At 46.7% G+C, this 17637-nt stretch carries 9 protein-coding genes and 1 pseudogene; 8 read left to right on the forward strand and 2 right to left on the reverse strand.

Annotation, left to right across the window (positions count from 1 at the left end; all coding sequences use genetic code 11):
• Both PAT3040_RS09155 and PAT3040_RS09165 read right to left on the reverse strand, forming a co-directional pair.
• Positions 1-104 (reverse strand): annotated as a pseudogene (locus PAT3040_RS09155) (phosphoribosylaminoimidazolesuccinocarboxamide synthase); the annotation flags it as partial.
• 354 nt (positions 105-458) lie between these two features.
• A complete protein-coding gene (locus PAT3040_RS09165; protein WP_181376519.1) occupies positions 459-1871 on the reverse strand; it encodes an extracellular solute-binding protein in 1413 nt (470 codons plus the stop codon).
• Between the two features lie 490 nt (positions 1872-2361).
• Between PAT3040_RS09165 and PAT3040_RS09170 the strand changes: the two genes are divergently transcribed.
• From PAT3040_RS09170 to PAT3040_RS09205, 8 genes are all read left to right on the forward strand, one after another.
• On the forward strand, positions 2362-3942 hold the full coding sequence (locus PAT3040_RS09170) for a type 2 periplasmic-binding domain-containing protein (protein WP_108992377.1): 1581 nt from the start codon (positions 2362-2364) through the stop codon (positions 3940-3942).
• A 13-nt stretch (positions 3943-3955) separates the two neighbouring features.
• Positions 3956-6193 carry a helix-turn-helix domain-containing protein gene (locus PAT3040_RS09175; RefSeq protein ID WP_181376520.1) on the forward strand — a complete coding sequence of 746 codons (2238 nt, stop codon included), beginning with the start codon at positions 3956-3958 and terminating at the stop codon, positions 6191-6193.
• 187 nt (positions 6194-6380) lie between these two features.
• Complete coding sequence (locus PAT3040_RS09180) at positions 6381-7865, forward strand: ABC transporter substrate-binding protein (protein WP_258234908.1); 1485 nt, start codon at positions 6381-6383, stop codon at positions 7863-7865.
• Between the two features lie 86 nt (positions 7866-7951).
• Positions 7952-8890 carry a carbohydrate ABC transporter permease gene (locus tag PAT3040_RS09185; RefSeq protein WP_108992391.1) on the forward strand — a complete coding sequence of 313 codons (939 nt, stop codon included), beginning with the start codon at positions 7952-7954 and terminating at the stop codon, positions 8888-8890.
• Positions 8891-8911: 21 nt separating this feature from the next.
• Positions 8912-9748 (forward strand): carbohydrate ABC transporter permease, encoded by an 837-nt coding sequence (locus PAT3040_RS09190; RefSeq protein WP_108992379.1) that lies wholly within the window; start codon positions 8912-8914, stop codon positions 9746-9748.
• A 38-nt stretch (positions 9749-9786) separates the two neighbouring features.
• Positions 9787-11085, forward strand: a complete 1299-nt coding sequence (locus tag PAT3040_RS09195; protein WP_108992380.1) for a Gfo/Idh/MocA family protein — start codon at positions 9787-9789, stop codon at positions 11083-11085.
• 44 nt (positions 11086-11129) lie between these two features.
• The gene (locus PAT3040_RS09200) at positions 11130-15059 is read left to right on the forward strand and encodes a DUF4838 domain-containing protein (protein ID WP_108992381.1); all 3930 of its coding nucleotides are present in this window, start codon (positions 11130-11132) and stop codon (positions 15057-15059) included.
• A gap of 76 nt (positions 15060-15135) precedes the next feature.
• Positions 15136-17235: an alpha-L-rhamnosidase-related protein gene (locus PAT3040_RS09205; protein WP_181376521.1), complete on the forward strand. Its 2100-nt coding sequence runs from the start codon at positions 15136-15138 to the stop codon at positions 17233-17235.
• Positions 17236-17637: the final 402 nt, after the last annotated feature.

Raw genomic sequence — 17637 nt, forward strand, 5'->3', positions numbered from 1 at the left:
TCGCCCGCCAGCATGAGCTTCTCCAGCTCAAGCGGTTCAACGTACACTCCGTCCTTGAATGCTCCCATGTTTCCGCCAGATATTTCATCAATAAGAACAACTTGCTCCTCGATCAGCTCCTCAAGGGAATCCGCTAATAACTTGATTTCCCCGGTATCATGATAACAAATGGAAACCTTTCCAGCCTGATCGATGATGATCGGATCGCCGGACCCATCCATGGAAATAACATAACTGGTTTGTAAAACTTCTCCAAACGTTTTGATAAAGTGTACGTAGTCCTCGTGAAAGTTTACTTTCAGCCGCTGCTGGCTTTGACAATCTCCTCTTGGCTCACCGGAATGCCTACTAGCGTACGTTTATCTTCCCGATGAAGGAAGCCATCAATATCTTCATTAACGCATCATTCATAAGAAAATCCCCTCCGCTCCCCATATTTTCATCTTTCGCTGTTCCTCTTATTCTATCCTTCTGCTTATTAAGTCACTTTGCAATTCTTCTTCCATCATGCGGCAGAGCACAGGCGTATCCATCATCCCTGACAAAAACAGTTTTAATATTTCTCCCATCTTTTTAAAACCGCGAACGGTTAACCCGAGATCGCGATGGGTGCGGAATGTCGGAATGATTTCTTTGTATAGGGAATAGCTTGCCGGGCGATTCAGTCCGCTGTTGAAAGAGGGAGCTGTCTCAGCAATCGGTTTTATCCCGGGTATGCTGAGCGTATGATCACGAATCGCTTGTTGGGCTTGTTCGGATGCGAAATAGCGAACTAATATTTTCGCAGCGTCCTTTACAGCAGATTTACGGTTAACGCCCATTCCGATTATGTGCGTTAATGTAGTTGGCGTATGTATAAAAGGTAGAGGCGAGATGTCATATTCTATATCAGTATTTTTGAACTCATTCATGCTGAAATAGTTTTGAACGGTCATCGATATTTTTCCCTGTCTCATCAAATTTTCGGCATCGTTGCTATGATTGGACAAGTAGTGCGCAAACACGTCGCGATCATTAATAAGTTGTCGCATAAGCTGAATGCTGTCAAGCAGCTTCGGGTTGATGAACGCTGTTTTACCTATTGCGCTATCCGCCATTGAAATCCCGCTTTGCAGCAAGAAGACCGGCCATCGGTTTTCTGAGAGAACATGGAAAAATAGGGCGTGGCGATCTTCTGAAGTGAGTTTCTTCGTCATTCTGATCAAATAATCCCATGTCCAGCTACTATCTGGCTCCAATAGGCCGGCTTCTCGGAAATGCGATTTATTGAATGCCAACACTGTAGGCGAGAAGGCAAGTGGTTGAACAAGAAGTTGCCCGTCGTAACTGAAGGTTTCGTTAAGAAAAGGATACATATTGGTTTGCGGAACTAAAGGTTCAAACAAGTGCGTGCATTCATGTTCCATGATTTCCTGGAAGTTGATATTGTTAATGGTCATCACATCGATTATGCCGTGCTCGAGATAGGTTTGAGCAGTTTTCAAATAGTCGAAAGAATCCGGGCCCGTAATCGTGACGGCATTGACTTGAATGGATGGATGCGCCTTGTGGAACATCTCTAGTATGCGGGATAACGAGATATCGCGCTCGATGGACGGACTGCAGCCTAGCGTGATGGCGATTTTAGATTGCTGAGGATTGGCAACGATGCTGCCGACCCGATGTTTCTTAATAATAAGCCCTTCTTGAACGAGCATGTCCAGTCCTTTGCGAACTGAGTTGTTGCTTAGCGCATATTGTTCAACCAGAACAACCTCTGAGGGAAGTGCCGTTCCCGGCAAGTATTTGCCGCTCAGAATATCTTTACGAAGCTCGCGCACCATTAGCTCTAAACGAGTTTTAAATTCTTTGCGGCTTGGTCTGTCTTCCATACCGTCTCCTCTTTCAAACATTACTGCATATCTACTTTTTATATAACATATCACAGTAAAAAAACAAATGCTAGCGATGCTTTCAAACACATTTGAAGCAGATATGAAGCAATTGACAATAAAATAAACTAGATGATAAGATTTCATCATACAATTGCAATGTAGTTATGAAGTAGAAGGAGCCTATGGTGGTAAAACTCTAGAGTGCGAGCGAAGATTTACTGGTACGTCCAGGGTTGTGTTCGTCGTTTACAGAGATATCGAATTTCGCTATACTACAACCAATTTAATAGTTGTTGCAAATTACGCGCTCTCTTCTTTTCCTGTGTATCGGGATATGTCGGGGGGGCGCGTATTTTTTAAGAAAGCCGGAATAGATATTCTAATCTTCATTTAGAATGTAGTCATGAAAGCGTATTCTTGATTCGAGTGAACTGGCCCGAGAACGGATAAAGGAACGATTACGACTTGTGCTCAAGGGGGAACTAGGATGAACGGATGGCGCGCGGGGGCGTTTGCGGCTATTGGCTTGCTGCTTGCGGGAATGACTGCCTTTGGACTTATTCGGGGCTGGCCTGCCGGGTCACGACAGGATGCCGATGCTCAATTAGCAGACGATCAAGTAACATTGCATTTTATGATTAATGGTACGGCAGGGGCAGAGGAGCCGGATCGGCAAGATTTTATAATGACCGCCATTGAGAAGAAATTTAATGTTCGGTTGCGGTTGACGGCCATACAGCCAGGTCAAGCGTACGATGAGACGATTGCATCGCTTCTGGCAGCGAATGATCCTCCGGATATGTGGCTCAATATTAATGCTGACGGAGGCGTGAAGTACACGATGGATAATGTACTTGCTGACATGACGTATTACGTTACGCCGGAGACAATGCCTAATTATTTTCAATATTGGATCGACGAGCAAGAACTGCGGGAGTATCAGACGAACAATCAGTTTGCTCGCGCGCCAATCCCTTTTGATCGCAAGTCTTATCGTTCTTATTATATTCGTAGAGATTGGCTGACTCGTCTTGGGATGGATGTCCCGCAAAACTATGAAGAATATTTGGAAGTACTTCGGGCGTTTACAAATGACGATCCGGATAACAATGGGAAAAATGACACCTATGGCTTTACAACTTCGGGCAATGGTTCAAACCTTTCATTGGATTGGCCCGAATTTATAAAGCGCGGCTTGCTGTACCCCGCATATTTCGCTGAAGATCAGTTGGTTGATATGCAGATGGATTTGCGGGTTGGTCAAGTGGTGGATGATATTTTGCGTGTAATGGATGAGGGAATTGTCGACCCGAACTGGTTTCTTAATAAAGGGAATCAACATGTGGACAAAGCCGTACGAGGCAAGGCGGGCGTTGTATTGGGAGAAACGGCGGATTTTGCGCTCGATTCCAATCTCGACAGTTTGCAGGCGAGAAGCCGCAAATTAAATAATGAAGCAGATTGGATTCCATTTAATCCTTTTGGGCAGCAGCCGCTGCGTATTGAGCCATCGCCGGAATATCCTTTTGTATTTTCCAATGTTACAGCGGGAGCGGCACCAGAAAAGCTCATGTTATCTGCAAGCATATTGGATTGGTTGGCAGGTAAGGAAGGCTTTCTGCTGACCCATTACGGATTGGAAGGAAAGCACTATACGCTTGATGGCAATACGGTCATTTTACATCCTGAGGCTTTGGAGGACGGAGAGAAAGAACTGCTGAAGAAGTGGAGCTTCTTTACGCCTTACGCGCCAGAGGTACTGGGGCTTCAGGTGAGCGATCCGCGGATGACTGAACGAGATGAACGCGTTTTAAAAGCTATTACAACTATGCCGGTTTACGAAAAGTTAGGCACGACGTTGACGCCGCCTCTTGGAGTAAGCGTTGAAGCGATGCGTGCCAAGCAGAATGAATGGCAAGTAAAGATGATGTTTTCGGATAAATCGGGGGAGCGCTGGCCGGAATATCGGCAGGATGTAATGAAGAATTATAAAGGAAATGAAATTTTTCAACAATTTGAAGAGAAAATTCGTTTGGCTCGGAAGCGGCTTGCAGGGGAAAGGCGATAACGGGGGGAAACATATGCGAAAAAATTGGTTTAATCGATTGTTGTTATCTTACTTCCCGGTACTGTTCGTAGTTAGCTTGAGCTTGCTTTTTATAACTTATCTTGTTTTAAGCGAGATGTCGCAAAAATCGGCAGTTCGGGCCAACGATATGATCACACAGCATACGTTAAAAACAATTGATGATGCGCTGCTTAACATTGATCGTATGATGATGCACGAAATTTCAAGCAATAGTCGGATAAAAGCTTTTTTTAATGAAGCCGACGCTGGCAGCAATCGTTTTATTGATTATCAATCGGCTGCGGCGCTACAAGAGATAATGAACAATAATCGTTTCATCGAGTCGCTATATTTGTATCGTGTTACTGGACAAACGGTCGTTACACCGACGGTGTTGACAGGAATTGAGCAGTTTGGCGACAAGGAATTTATAGGCCGGAATGTAACAAGCTTGAAACCTCATTATTGGGTGGATAAACGGCGGTACACGGAAGAAATAGAAGGGGAACAAGTTGAGGTCATCAGTCTTGTTAAGATTGCCAATTTATCGGATAGAAGTCTATTTGTCGTTAATGTCAGCACGGATCGTTTAGCCGAGTTAGTTGAACAAACTTCTGATTCTCCTTTTTATTTTGCTGAGCTGGTAAATGGCGAAAACAAAGTGATTGTTTCCAAACAGCAGGATCAAATGACGTCTTCTCATTCTGAAAAAGGCAAGCTTCTGTCCAGTATCCAATCAGATTACACAGGCTGGACGGTGCGCAGCGGCATTTATCGTGCCAGCATGATGGATTGGGTGTCCTCGCTATTTTATCTCTGGATTACATTTGGTTGTGTTGTTATTGTTCTCGGTTGCGTATGGCTTATTTACGTTACTCGTCGCAATTACAAGCCTATCTTGACGGTTATAAATCGGATTGCGGAATATTCCAAGTATAAAAGCAAAACCTTGCAAATGGCTGATAAAGAGGATGAGATGAAACTTATTGAACGGACGATTGAATCCTTGTTGGACGAATCAAGCCAGCTCTATGAAGAAAATAAAGAAAATTTGATTTATCGCAAACGCCATATTTTTCGGGCAATGTTGGAAGAGGGCGCCGCTATGCCTGAGGAGCACTGGTTGGGTGAGCTTAGGAAACTGGGGATGGAGTCGAGCTTTCAGTCCGTTACGATGATGTTGATTGAGATCGACCATTATTCGGTGTTCGAAAAAAGCTACAGCCGGCGGGACCAACACTTGTTGAAATATGCGCTAAGTATGGTCTGTCAGGAAATATCGGACAATGAGTCGATGAATACATGGGCCGAGTGGATCGATCAACAGCGTATGGCCGTAATAGGTATGTCATCCAAGGACCAAAAAGAAGCGGCTAATGACCTGATTTCTTTATGCCATAAGCTGCAGGAATGGGTGGCTCGAAATTTAGTATTTACCGTGACGATCGGTCTTGGGAGCAGCAAAGTATCGCTTGCGCAAATTTCCTCATCCTACTGGGATGCGGTAGAGGCCCTTACGTACAAGCTTTCGCTCGGCGCTAATCGGATTATCGGTCCGGATGATATAGCTGCTTTGCCGCAAGGGGAAGTATTTCGGCCCATGCAGCATATCCGCGAAATTTGCCAGTTGTTTCGGACCGGCAATAACGCTTGGGAGCAGCAATTTCAGGAGCTTTACAATGCCCTGAGCATGGAGCTCTTTTCGCGGGATGATCTCATTAGTCTAACCAGCTATTTCATTAATAATTTGCACAAGGAAGTCATGGAGCTTCCGAAGGAGTTCCATGATTTTTGGAACGAAGAGGTGCAGGGTGAACTGAAGCTTGTGCTTGCTGACAAAGAGACAATCGATGAAATCTACCGTGATGTTGAACATGTATTGAAGGATGCATTCGAGCAGATGAGAGAAGTCCGAGAGAATCGCAATCACCATCAATTAATCCATCAGATTAAAAAGTATATTAATGAACACTATGACAACCCGGATCTGTCGCTTACGCAACTGAGCGGCGAATTCAATGTAACGGCAAGCTATATTAGTCGATTATTTAAGGAGGAATTTGGAGAAAAGTTTAATGATTATGTTGCAGAAATACGAATCGGCAAAGCCAAACAATTGTTAAAAGAAACGGATGCGCCAATCCATGAAGTGGCCGTTAAAGTCGGATACACGCATGCATTGAGCTTTATTCGCGTATTCAAAAAAGTGATGGGCAGCACACCGGGAAATTATCGAAAGGACATGATATAAAGCTTCAAAAACACAGGCAAATAGCGGGTTTGCAGCCTCTTCAAATATTGTATATGCAGTGATAATAATGAATCTATACGGGGAGCGACGGGCTGTGTTACTTTTAGGCAGCGAGATCGACTCCCCCTTTTGTTTTGCGGGATATCGTATCGCAAGTCTGATTAATCATATTGAAGGAGGGTTCACATTGTTCACAAAAAAGAAAGTATTATTTGTACTTGCCGTCTGCCTGACTTTTTCGATGGCGCTGATCGGCTGCAGCAGCAACAGCAATAATGGCGGGGAGCCGACCAGCGGCCAAGGGAGTCAAACCAATACCCCGAGCAGCACTAACGCTCCTGCGGAAAGCGCTGTTTACGAAGAAAATGGTTTGCCAAAAGACGAGAAGGTCGTGCTGAAGGTCGGATTTTTTGAAGCCGGCATGGGGCGGGAATGGTTCGATTATGCAATGGATACCTTTAAAGAGAAATTCCCGAATGTTAGTTTTGAGGTGACGTATTCACCGAAAATCGGCGATCTGACCGCTACGAAAATTGCCGCTAATAACGATGACGATATGTTCGATTTGTTCTCAGCAGTACTTCCGGGTGGCAGTGCTGCACAAATTCCGCTTGCTGAAAGCGGTAAGATCGAGTCGCAGGAGGACCTGTGGGATCGTAAAGCTTATGACGGCAACGGCAAAACGATTAAAGAACTGGCAATTGACGGCGAATTTGAAGGGGCGCCAAGAATACTTGGCAAAACCTATGCGCTGCCAAACGCCGGAACGACAACGGGACTTTTCTTCAACAAAAAACTGTTTGAGGAAAATGGCTGGAATCAAAATCCGAAAACATGGGCTGAGTTTGTAGAGCTTGGCGAGGCCATTAAAGCGGCAGGCATTATCCCAATTTCTACACCAGGACTTGTTCCTGATTATATTAACCATGCATTCGGAGTCTGGAAGTGGTTTGAGCTTGCGGATATAAATGGTAGAACAGATGCCTTCGAGGCTGACTTTCGTGAATTTCGTAATGAATACAGCTCACCCGAAGCAGTAGAAGTGTGGAAACGAGTTTATGAATTGGGGCAGAAAGGCTTCTTTCCTGATGGATTAGCCGCATTGAACCACACGCAATCGCAAATGCAGGTGCTGCAAGGAAAAGCGGCGATGGTTTCCACTGGCGCATGGGTGCAAAACGAGATGAAGGATTCGACGCCCGCAGATTTCACATGGGGCTTTATGGCGGTGCCGATGGGAGATGAGCCTGAAAGCACCAAGTATATTCGCGGCTCAATCAGCAATGGCTTTTTCATTTGGTCAGCCAAGCCGGAATTGAACAAGCAGTGGGCCAAAGAATTCAATGTGTGGCTGTGGAATTTGGATGTTCAGACGGTCATTGCCGATAAAGGCGGGCAATTGTCCGTCCGTAAAGATTTTGCAGATGATCCGGCTCGTGCGGACAAAATCCAGGAAGCGTCAAAGGCAGTTGCCGAGTACATCAAAAACAATAATGTGAAAATGGAGAGCGGTTTCAGAAATACGACCCTTGGTGATCCTTCTTATGCGCAAGCGCTGAAGATGATCAATGAAGCGACGAGCCAAATTGCTTCCGGCAAGCAGGACCCGCTTCCAATCTTGGAAGAAGCACAGAAGTTAATCGACAAAGCCATTGCTGCAGAGCAGAAGTAAACATCATGTTCGCAGCGTAAATAGCGGAGGAAGTTTTCTTCCTCCTCTCTATTTGCACATGAAAGGAGTCTCACGTTTTGAACAATATGAAACAGTTGACCCGTAATGCCATTCCTGAACGTGAAGGCTGGCTGCGCAGTAAGCAGACTCAAAAGTGGATATTTTTATTGTTTGCGATCACCCCTGCGTTTGGCGGTTATCTGCTCTTTACCCTGTATCCCAACTTGATGTCCGCTTATTATTCGTTATTGAACTGGAACGGCATATCTGATCCTGTCTTTGTCGGATTTCAAAATTATGTCACTCTTTTTCAAGATAAATATGTGTGGCGCGCATTATTTCATAATCTGATCTACATGTTTTTCGTACCCGCTTTCGTTATTCTGATTTCATTGTTGCTTGCTTATATACTGACGAACAAAAATTATAAGGGAACTCCTTTTTACAAAGTCATATTTTTCTTTCCGAATGTGCTCTCCAGTGTTGTTGTAGCTTTACTATGGGCATTCATTTACGATGGCAGCTTTGGTCTGCTTAATTCCATGCTTCGCCTTGTTGGCATTAATATTGGAGAATACTATTGGCTGGGAGAAATCAAGACGGCGCTTTGGGCCATTATTCCCCCCTATGTATGGGCGGGGGTAGGCTTCTACGTCATTATTTTTATGAATGCAATGGTTACTATTCCAAAGTCACTTTACGAGTCCGCTATTCTCGAGGGAGCAACGCCGATGACCCGGTTGGTGAAGATCACCATACCGCTGATCATGCCGATTGTTCGTGTAGGCGCTTTGTTCCTGGTACTCGGTTCCTTGAAAGGATTCGAGCATGTGCTGATTTTGACAAATGGCGGTCCGGCAGGTTCAACTGATGTTATCGGGCTATACATGTTCAATCTGGCTTTTGGAGCGGAATACCATAATTACGGATATGCTTCCGCGGTTGGAATGTTTTTGTTTATCGTCCTCGTTATTGCAAAACTGATTACGGATAAATATATAACGAGCCAAACTGTGGAGTATTGATTGTTGAAAGGATGAACGATTGTGACTGAAAAGCGTTCTTTAGCCGACGTGCTTTGGATTGTGATGCTCGTTGCAGGTGCATTATCGGTGTTATACCCGTTAGTCTGGGTTTTTTACCAATCTCTGAAAACAAATCAACAGTTTTTTCAAAATGTATGGTCGCTGCCTGAGACGCTCCAATGGAGCAACTATAAGACGGCCTGGGTGAAGTACGGCATCGGCAAATCGCTATTGAACACTTTGTACTACGTAGGCTTAAGTTTGATTATTGGTACTTTCTTGACTACGCTGAATGCCTATGCATTAACACGTATTGAGTTTAAGGGCAGGAAACTGATTTGGGGCATCATTATGCTCTCGTTGTTCTTGCCGGGGATTAACGCCCTTATTCCGCAATTTGTGCTGATGCGGGATTTGCAGCTGACGAATAGTCTTACCGGATTGATCATTTTAGATAGCTTCGGTGAAAGTGTATTCTTTCTGCTGCTGCTAGGCGGCTTTATGCAGTCATTGCCGAAAGAGCTGGAAGAAAGCGCTTATATGGATGGAGCCTCGATCTTTCAAGTTTTTTTGCGGATTATTGCGCCGCTGGCTACACCGGGGATTGTAACGGTTGCGATTTTCAAGTTTCTTGGTCTGTATAACAATTTTCTGGCGCCGTTCATTTATTTGAGCGATCAAAAAAAATATACGATTGGCGTTGCTATGTATCAAGCCAATCAACTGATGCAGTACACTTCGGATTGGGTGACACTGTTTGCGGGCGTATTAATTGCGATGATTCCGTCCGTCTTCATGTTTGTCTTTTTCCAACGCTGGATTATGGAAGGAGCTACTTTGGGCGGGGTTAAAGGTTAGCTGCTCTAAAAAATATGGAAAGGAAGTTTAACTAGAGTATGGAACAGATAGAAAGCAAATTCATTCCGGCAGATCGGCCGATGACTGCTGTTATAGTTGGGGCGGGGCATCGCAGTCTCGTATACGCATCCTATGCGGATGAACACCCGGAGGAACTGCAAATTGTTGCTGTTGTAGATCCGGATGCAGAACGCAGACAGTTGGTGGCGGATAAATATCAACTTGCTGCAGAAATGTGCTTTGAATCAGTAGATGAGCTAGTGGAAGGACCTCAAATAGCGGATGCAGCAATCAATGGAACGATGGACAATGTGCATGTAGCGACTTGTTTGCCGTTGCTGGCGGCAGGCTATCATATTTTGCTAGAGAAGCCGATTGGCGCATCTGAGTCGGAAGTGTTGGAGCTGGAAGCGGCAGCCAAGCGTTACAACCGCCACGTGATGGTATGTCATGTACTGCGCTATGCGCCTTATTATGCCGCGATTCGCAAGCTGATTGCAGAAGGTGAAGTCGGCAAGATCATTCACATCCATACTGAAGAAAATGTCAGTTATCATCATATGGCTATGGCCTATGTGCGCGGAAAGTGGAACAGCAAGCAGACAGGCGGTTCCTCTATGCTGATGGCCAAATGCTGTCATGATCTAGATTTGATTACCTGGATGAAGAGCGGAGTCAGGCCGGCGACTGTTGCGAGTGTAGGCAGTCTGTTGCAATTCCGGCCGGAACGGGCGCCGGAAGGATCAGGAACGCGTTGTCTCCTAGATTGCCAAATCGAGTCCACATGTATGTATTCGGCCAAAAAACACTATGTTGAGCAAGGATTATGGGTTCCTTACGTTTCTTATAATGAGCATCTCGGAGTAAATCAAACGCCTGAGCAAGTCCTGGAGTCGTTGCGGACAGACAATCCTTATGGACGTTGTGTATGGCGTTGCGACAACGATGTCGTCGATCATCAGTCGGTGATCGTGGAATTTGAGGATGGAAGCACGGCGACGCACAATCTGAACGGAGCGACTGCAAAGCCGTGCCGCAGCATCCATATCATTGGCGAAAAAGGCGAAATTCAAGGCGTGATGGAGGATGGCTGGTTCACCGTCAGACATCCCGATCCGCGCCAAGGTCATGAGTATTATGAGCGCAAGGTGGAGCTAAATGTATCGATGGATATGCATGGTGGCGGAGATTTGCGGCTTGTAGCCGATTTTGTAAACGTCCTGCGCGGCGGAACGCCATCGCTGTCTTCCACGTCGCTGGAACAATCGATATACGGCCACCTCATCGGGTTTGCCGCGGATCGGTCACGGGAAGAGAAAAGGACGATCTCGCTATAATAACCTCTATTAACTAAATAACGACTTAGGAGGATACGATCATTATGCTTATTGGAGACAGAAAGTCACGAAGCATGTGGGCAAAGCTGCTAATTTTCATGCTGGTGTTTTCATTGCTGGGGTTAGATAGCATTATCCGTTTTGAAAAAGCATACGCAGCAGTGAAGCCTTTCAATGATATTGATTCATCCTATGCAAAAAAAGAAATTGAAGCCCTAGTGAATGCTGGAGTCATTGCCGGTTACACGGACGGAACTTTTAAGCCCGGTAAGGCTATTACGCGTGCGGAATTTGCAAAAATATTATCGACCTTGCTCGGACTGCCAGAGCAGCCGCAACAAGCGGCGCATTTTAATGATATTACGGAGCGCAGCTGGTATCGCGGCTATGTCGGAGCATTGGTGGAGGCGGGTATCGTGCGGGGAACTTCAGCAACGAGATTTTCCCCGGATGCTCTAGTAACCCGCGAGCAAATGGTTGTATTTTTTATACGGGCTTTCGATTTGGCTGAGAAGGCGAATGAGCGGGATTGGGGGATGAAATGGACGGATGCGGATCAAATAGCTGCATGGGCCAAACCTTCCGTTGACTTGGCGTCCTATATCGGATTTGTACGCGGGATTGCCAATGCCGACCAGTCGCTGCGCTTTGAGCCCAAGAACAGTTCCGACCGTCAGGCAGTAGCCAGACTGGCCTATGAGTATATGACGAGTGTAAATATGTATTTGGGACGAATCGGGGCAGGAAATGGAGAGAATGGCAAGCCGGAAACGCCAGAACCGGAAGCTCCAAAGCCCAAGCCGGAGGATAATTCCGTCAACCCGTCCGTACCAGGGACGGAGGAGCCGGGCGGCGGGAATCCGCCGGAGAAACCGGCTTTAACGATCGTTAAGAACGGCCAGAAGAATGCCTCCATTATCATCGCTGCGGATGAAGATGAGCGTGTGGAGGCGGCAGCCAACACGTTGGCCGAATATGTGCAAAAATCGACAGGTGCAGTCTTGCCTGTACTGACGGCGGATCAGTTGCCAGCTATCGAGACGCCAGTTCAAATCCATATTGGCACAAATCACAGCCAGGCTGATTCCCATCTGGATAGCTTGTTGCAAGATCTGGATGGAGACGGATTTGTCATTCATCCGCATGGCAATAACATTGTGATTGCCGGATCGACTGTATACGGAACAATGAATGGCGTGTACGAGTTTCTGGAAAGATATGTCGGCGTACGTTGGCTAATTCCTGGGATAGACGGCGAGGATGTCCCGCAGCATACCGCGCTGTCCGTCGAAGCAGTCGACGTGATTGAGAAGCCTGCATCGATTCACCGTGTCATCAGTCCGCTAGTCGAGAAGCCCGAACTTCAGCATCCCCTTCAGCTGCAAAATCAGTGGGCGCAACGAAATCGCCTGCAGGGAAAGTACAATATGCCGATTGAGTTCCATCATAATTTGTACACGTTATTTCCTGTAGAGAAGTATGGGACGACGCGCCCCGATTTTTATCCGAACAATTCACCGCCGGCGCCGGGGAATAAGGGATGGCAGCCGTGTTTCAGCGCAGAGGGCAGCGTAGATGCGGCAGTTAGCGGGATTATTGAGTATTTTGATGCTAATCCTCAGGCGACTTCGTTCTCTCTTGGAGTCAATGATTCCAGTAATTATTGCGAATCTAATGTGAATCATCCGCAGTATCCGAACAAAATCAACTCAGTAGGCCGTATTGATCATTCTGAGCTGTACTATAGCTGGGTCAATGAAGTCGTAGAGAACGTACTCACAGCAAATAACAATAAATATGCCGACAAATGGTTTGGATTGCTCGCTTATGATGAGGTTAACGATCCGCCGACGTTTGCGTTGAATCCGCGCGTGGTTCCTTTCGTAACAAAGGACCGACTGGCGTGGATCGATCCCGATATTAGGGCTGTAGAGCATGATTTGGCAGAGAAATGGGGCAAGGTGACCAGTCAAATGGGCTGGTACGATTATATGTATGGCACATTGTATGCAGTGCCACGCGTGTATCCGAGTGTCATAGCTGATAATTATCGTTATGCCAAAGCGAATGGTGTTAAAGCCCATTATGCTGAAATGTATGGCAATGCAGGTGACGGTCCAAAGGCATGGCTGGCGGCAAAGCTGCTTTGGAATCCGGATCAAGATGAGGACGCGTTGCTGCAGGAATGGTATGAGCGGGCAGTAGGACCGGCGGCAGCTCCTGATGTGGCAGCCTATTATGCATTATGGGAAAACTTTTGGACATCCAAAATCAAGGAAACGGAATGGTTTGAACTAGGTAAAGATTTGACGTACTTAACGTTCAACGATGCTTCCTACCTGAATGCAGTAACTGTAGAAATGATATCGGAAAGCAGAGTATTACTGGAGTCAGCGGTAGCAAAAGCTGTAACGGATAAACAGAAAGCGCGGGCATCGCTGCTTCTACGGGCATTCGAATATTACGAAGCTTCTGCACTTAGTTATCCCAAACAAAATGGTCCGCTAACGACGGAGGAGGATGCGTTAGAACTCCTTGAATTTATCGCGAATACAATTGAGGAGAAGCTCACGTATGCACAGGAGCGTCTGAGATTGTTAGAAGAGCATAAAAATGATCCTTTATTAACGAATCCGACTTCCATACGACTGGATTGGTCCGGATGGAACAAATACGACTTCTGGAATCTAGTTGAATACGTGCGCGAGCATGAAAGTAATGGCGGGGCGGTGACGCAAAAAATAAGGTTATTGGCAAATGGTGAGGATTCATCTATCATTCGCAGCTTTGCACAATTGTTGGAAGAAACCCTGTTCGGCGAGTGGTCTTTAACGAAAAATTCATCATTTGAGGATAACTCGGCGATTGCAGCTCCATGGGAACTGTGGGTTAGCTCGACCGGAACAATCAAAAAGGCCGAGGGAGTCGCCCATACTGGAAATCATAGTCTTGTTGTGGATAAATTGAATCGGGGAGGCCCGGCTCAATATGTGAAGATCAAGCCGGGGCTGGTAGGGTCGCGCGCTTACTATTACACGCCTGTCGGAGCGGAACATGACGGCACAGTCCAGTTATTGTTTAATGTGAAAGATGCGCAAGGCGCTAATCTCACGGTTATTCAATCTGAAGTGAAGTCGATTAAAAAGACGGCAGGCTCATGGGCTTCAATTGAGCTGCTGGAGGAAATTCCAGCGATGATTGGCGGTAAGCAGGTCACGCAAATTCAGGCGGTTATTCTGATCAATGGATTTACAGAAGGAACGGATTTATATTTGGACGATTTTGAAGTGTTTCAAAAGAGAAGTGCCAACGATACGTTCACGATTACAGCCGATACTTTCTGGGAGCTGATGGATAATATTAGCCAGCATGAAGTGCCAGGTGGACCAAACTTAGCTAAGGTAGAGGCGTTGGCTAACGAATCGGTTACTTCAGAAGGAACGGAGTATGCGCGATTAATGCTGAAAATGTTAGCTGGCGCTGAACCGGTGAATGACAATGCATCGTTTGAAAATGGCGCAGGCACATTGGTTCCCCCTTGGACCTTGTTCGTTACGAACGGCGCGGCAACGATGGAACACATGACAGATTCTGTTTATGCGCATTCAGGCAATGCAGGTGTAAAGATCCAAGGAACGGCCGTACAGAAAATACCAAATCAATATTTCAATTTTGAACCGGGTGCGGCAGCTATAAAGGTGTTCTACAAGATTCCCGAAGAGATGACGGCTACCGGGACGATCCAATTAGGCATCAACATGAATACGAGTGAGGGAGCGCCTGTAAAATCAACTCGTTCGCAGGCTGAGCAGATAAGCGGCTTGCCCGGGGAATGGTCATCTGCGCAGTTTGCCTTGATGATTCCGGAGACATTCAATAATATGTCGGTCGGAAAAACACAGCTCATTATCATTATTAACGGGTTGCCCCAAGAGGTGCCAATTTACCTCGATGATGCGGCCGTGTATCAATAATAATAAAACATTTGGCCCGCAAAGCGGCGGCTCGCGCCCCCGATGCGGGCTTATTAGCAAAGGAGCGTTAGCATTGTTGACGACGGAGAAACAGACCGCAACCTGGATTTGGTATCCCGGCGATTTTGAAATTTGGCTGCACCGCGAAGTATGCCTGCGCCGGGAGGAGCGGGGGAGCATTTACCCGCCATTTTACCGCTTGGATTCGCCTTATGTCTCTTTGAAGTTCCAGCATATTTACACGATAGCAGAGTCAGAGGAAATAAGCATTGCGGCAGAAGGGCGTTACAATGTTATGATCGACGGCTTGATGGTGCCGTCGGCAAGCGGACGCATCGTACTGCCGGCGGGCGAGCACAACTTGATTATATCGGTCGTTAATGAAGCGGGATTGCCGGCTTTATTTGTACAGGGCAGCTCGGTAGCGAGCGGTCCCCACTGGAACGTCTCGCATACGAATTGGCAGTGGGTTTCTCCCGGCTCGTGGCATTTCAATAAGGCGACAGAACCGCCGTCTGCTTATCGCCTTGCTACGATCAAGCAGAGCTATATGAGCGAGGAGCAGTTGCCGGATGGTTCGCGGCTTATTGACTTTGGAAAGGAAACCTTTGGCTATATTCAACTGCATGGTTTGACTGGTCCCGGCAAAGTGATGCTGTATTATGGCGAGTCGCGAGAGGAAGCGTTGTCCGAGGCGCATTGCGAGACGCTGGATTGCATCGAAGTTGCGGCTGATGCTCCGCTGGAATACACGCACCATGCATCCCGGGCATTGCGCTATGTGCGCATAGTGGCTGACGTGGGGATCGAGGTGCGAGATGTCTCGCTTCTATATGAATATTTGCCCGTACAATACCGAGGGCAATTCCGCTGTTCGAATGAAAGCATCAATGAAATATGGAATATTTCCGTTTATACATTGCATTTGACGACACGGGAATTTTTTCTTGATGGCATTAAGCGGGATCGCTGGGTATGGTCGGGCGATGCGTATCAAAGCTATTTGATCAACTATTATTCCTTTTTCGACGAAGCAGTCAATCGGCGGACTACAATAGCTCTCCGTGGCAAGGATCCGCTCGACACTCATTTGAATACGATTCTGGACTATTCTTTTTTCTGGATTATTGCGCTTTATGATCATTACTGGTATACGGGAGATTTGGAATTTGTCCGCAGTATGTACAAAAAGCTGCTGGGACTACTCGATTTTTGCCGGAGAAGGGCGAATGTCAACGGGATGGTTGAGGGTCAACCGGGGGACTGGGTATTTGTCGACTGGGCGGATATGGACAAACAGGGCGAATTGAGTTTTCAGCAGGTTCTGTACTGCCGTAGTCTGGAAGTTTCCGCACAATTGGCCGCATTACTTGAAGACGAAGTGCGAGCACAAGAGTTATCCAGGGAAGCGTCATCGCTGAAAAAGCAGTTGTTTGAGACGTTCTGGGATGAAGAACACGGGGGGCTGCTCCATAACCGGGTGAATGGCGTGCTGCAAGGCGGCATGACCCGGTATTCCAATATGTTCGCCATATTGCTGGATATGCTGGATGAGAAGCAGCGACAATTGGTAGCGAGGCATGTACTGAAAAATGATGCGGTGCCAAGCATTGTAACGCCATATATGCGTTTCTTTGAGCTTGCTGCTTTGTGCGAGGTGGGCGAACAAGCTTATGTGTTGTCCGAGATGAAAAGCTATTGGGGAGGCATGCTCGATCTGGGCGCGACTACGTTCTGGGAGAAGTACGATCCGGAGTTGGAAGGCGCGGCGCAATACGAGTCATCCGGCCGTCCATTTGCCAAAAGCTTGTGTCATGCCTGGGGAGCCGGTCCGATTTATTTGCTGGGCAAATATTTTATGGGCGTGCGTCCGCTTGATGCCGGATATGCTAAAGTGCTCATCGAACCAACGCTTGGCGGGTTGTCATGGATTGAAGGCACCGTTCCGACTGCCGAAGATGACGCAGTTGCGATATTCATGGATGAGACATCGCTGCGAATTCGTACTGGAAACCGTCCGGCGGTGCTGCGACTGACAAGTGTAATTGAACCGACCTGCGAAGCAGGCATAGTTGGCGCGATCGGCGATAATCGCTATGAGCTATCGTTGGACAGTTTGCAATCGGAGTATGTTATTGCATATCGCACTTACCCAACGCAGTCTACAAATATTTAATGGCTTCACCGTTGTTGTCGATCGTTACTCCCATGAGAAGTCTCGTCTGATACGAAGGGGCTGCCCTCAGACCGCCTAACGGACATAAATGGTACTATTCTTCGATTTTTTAGGTTTTATAAAATCTAACGGACACAGACGACCTTATATGCATCATCAGAGCGCCATGCGGCTCCATATCGACCAAATAGCGTCGTTCCTGTCCTTTAGATTGGGGAGCGGCCAATAAACGGGCAAATAGCGTCGCTGTTGTCTGTTAGATTTTTAAACTTGTATAGAGGGCATGTGAAGCTCCCCTGTTACTGGGCCGTCCACAAGTCTTAGAGTTGCATCATTTTCTGTATAACAAATAAACGCAGCCTCGGCTGCGTTTATTTCGTGTTTGCAGGGAATATTATCCCT

Origin of the sequence: Paenibacillus agaridevorans (genome assembly GCF_003112455.1) — a bacterium.
In the GTDB taxonomy this organism is placed as follows: Bacteria; Bacillota; Bacilli; order Paenibacillales; family Paenibacillaceae; genus Pristimantibacillus; species Pristimantibacillus agaridevorans.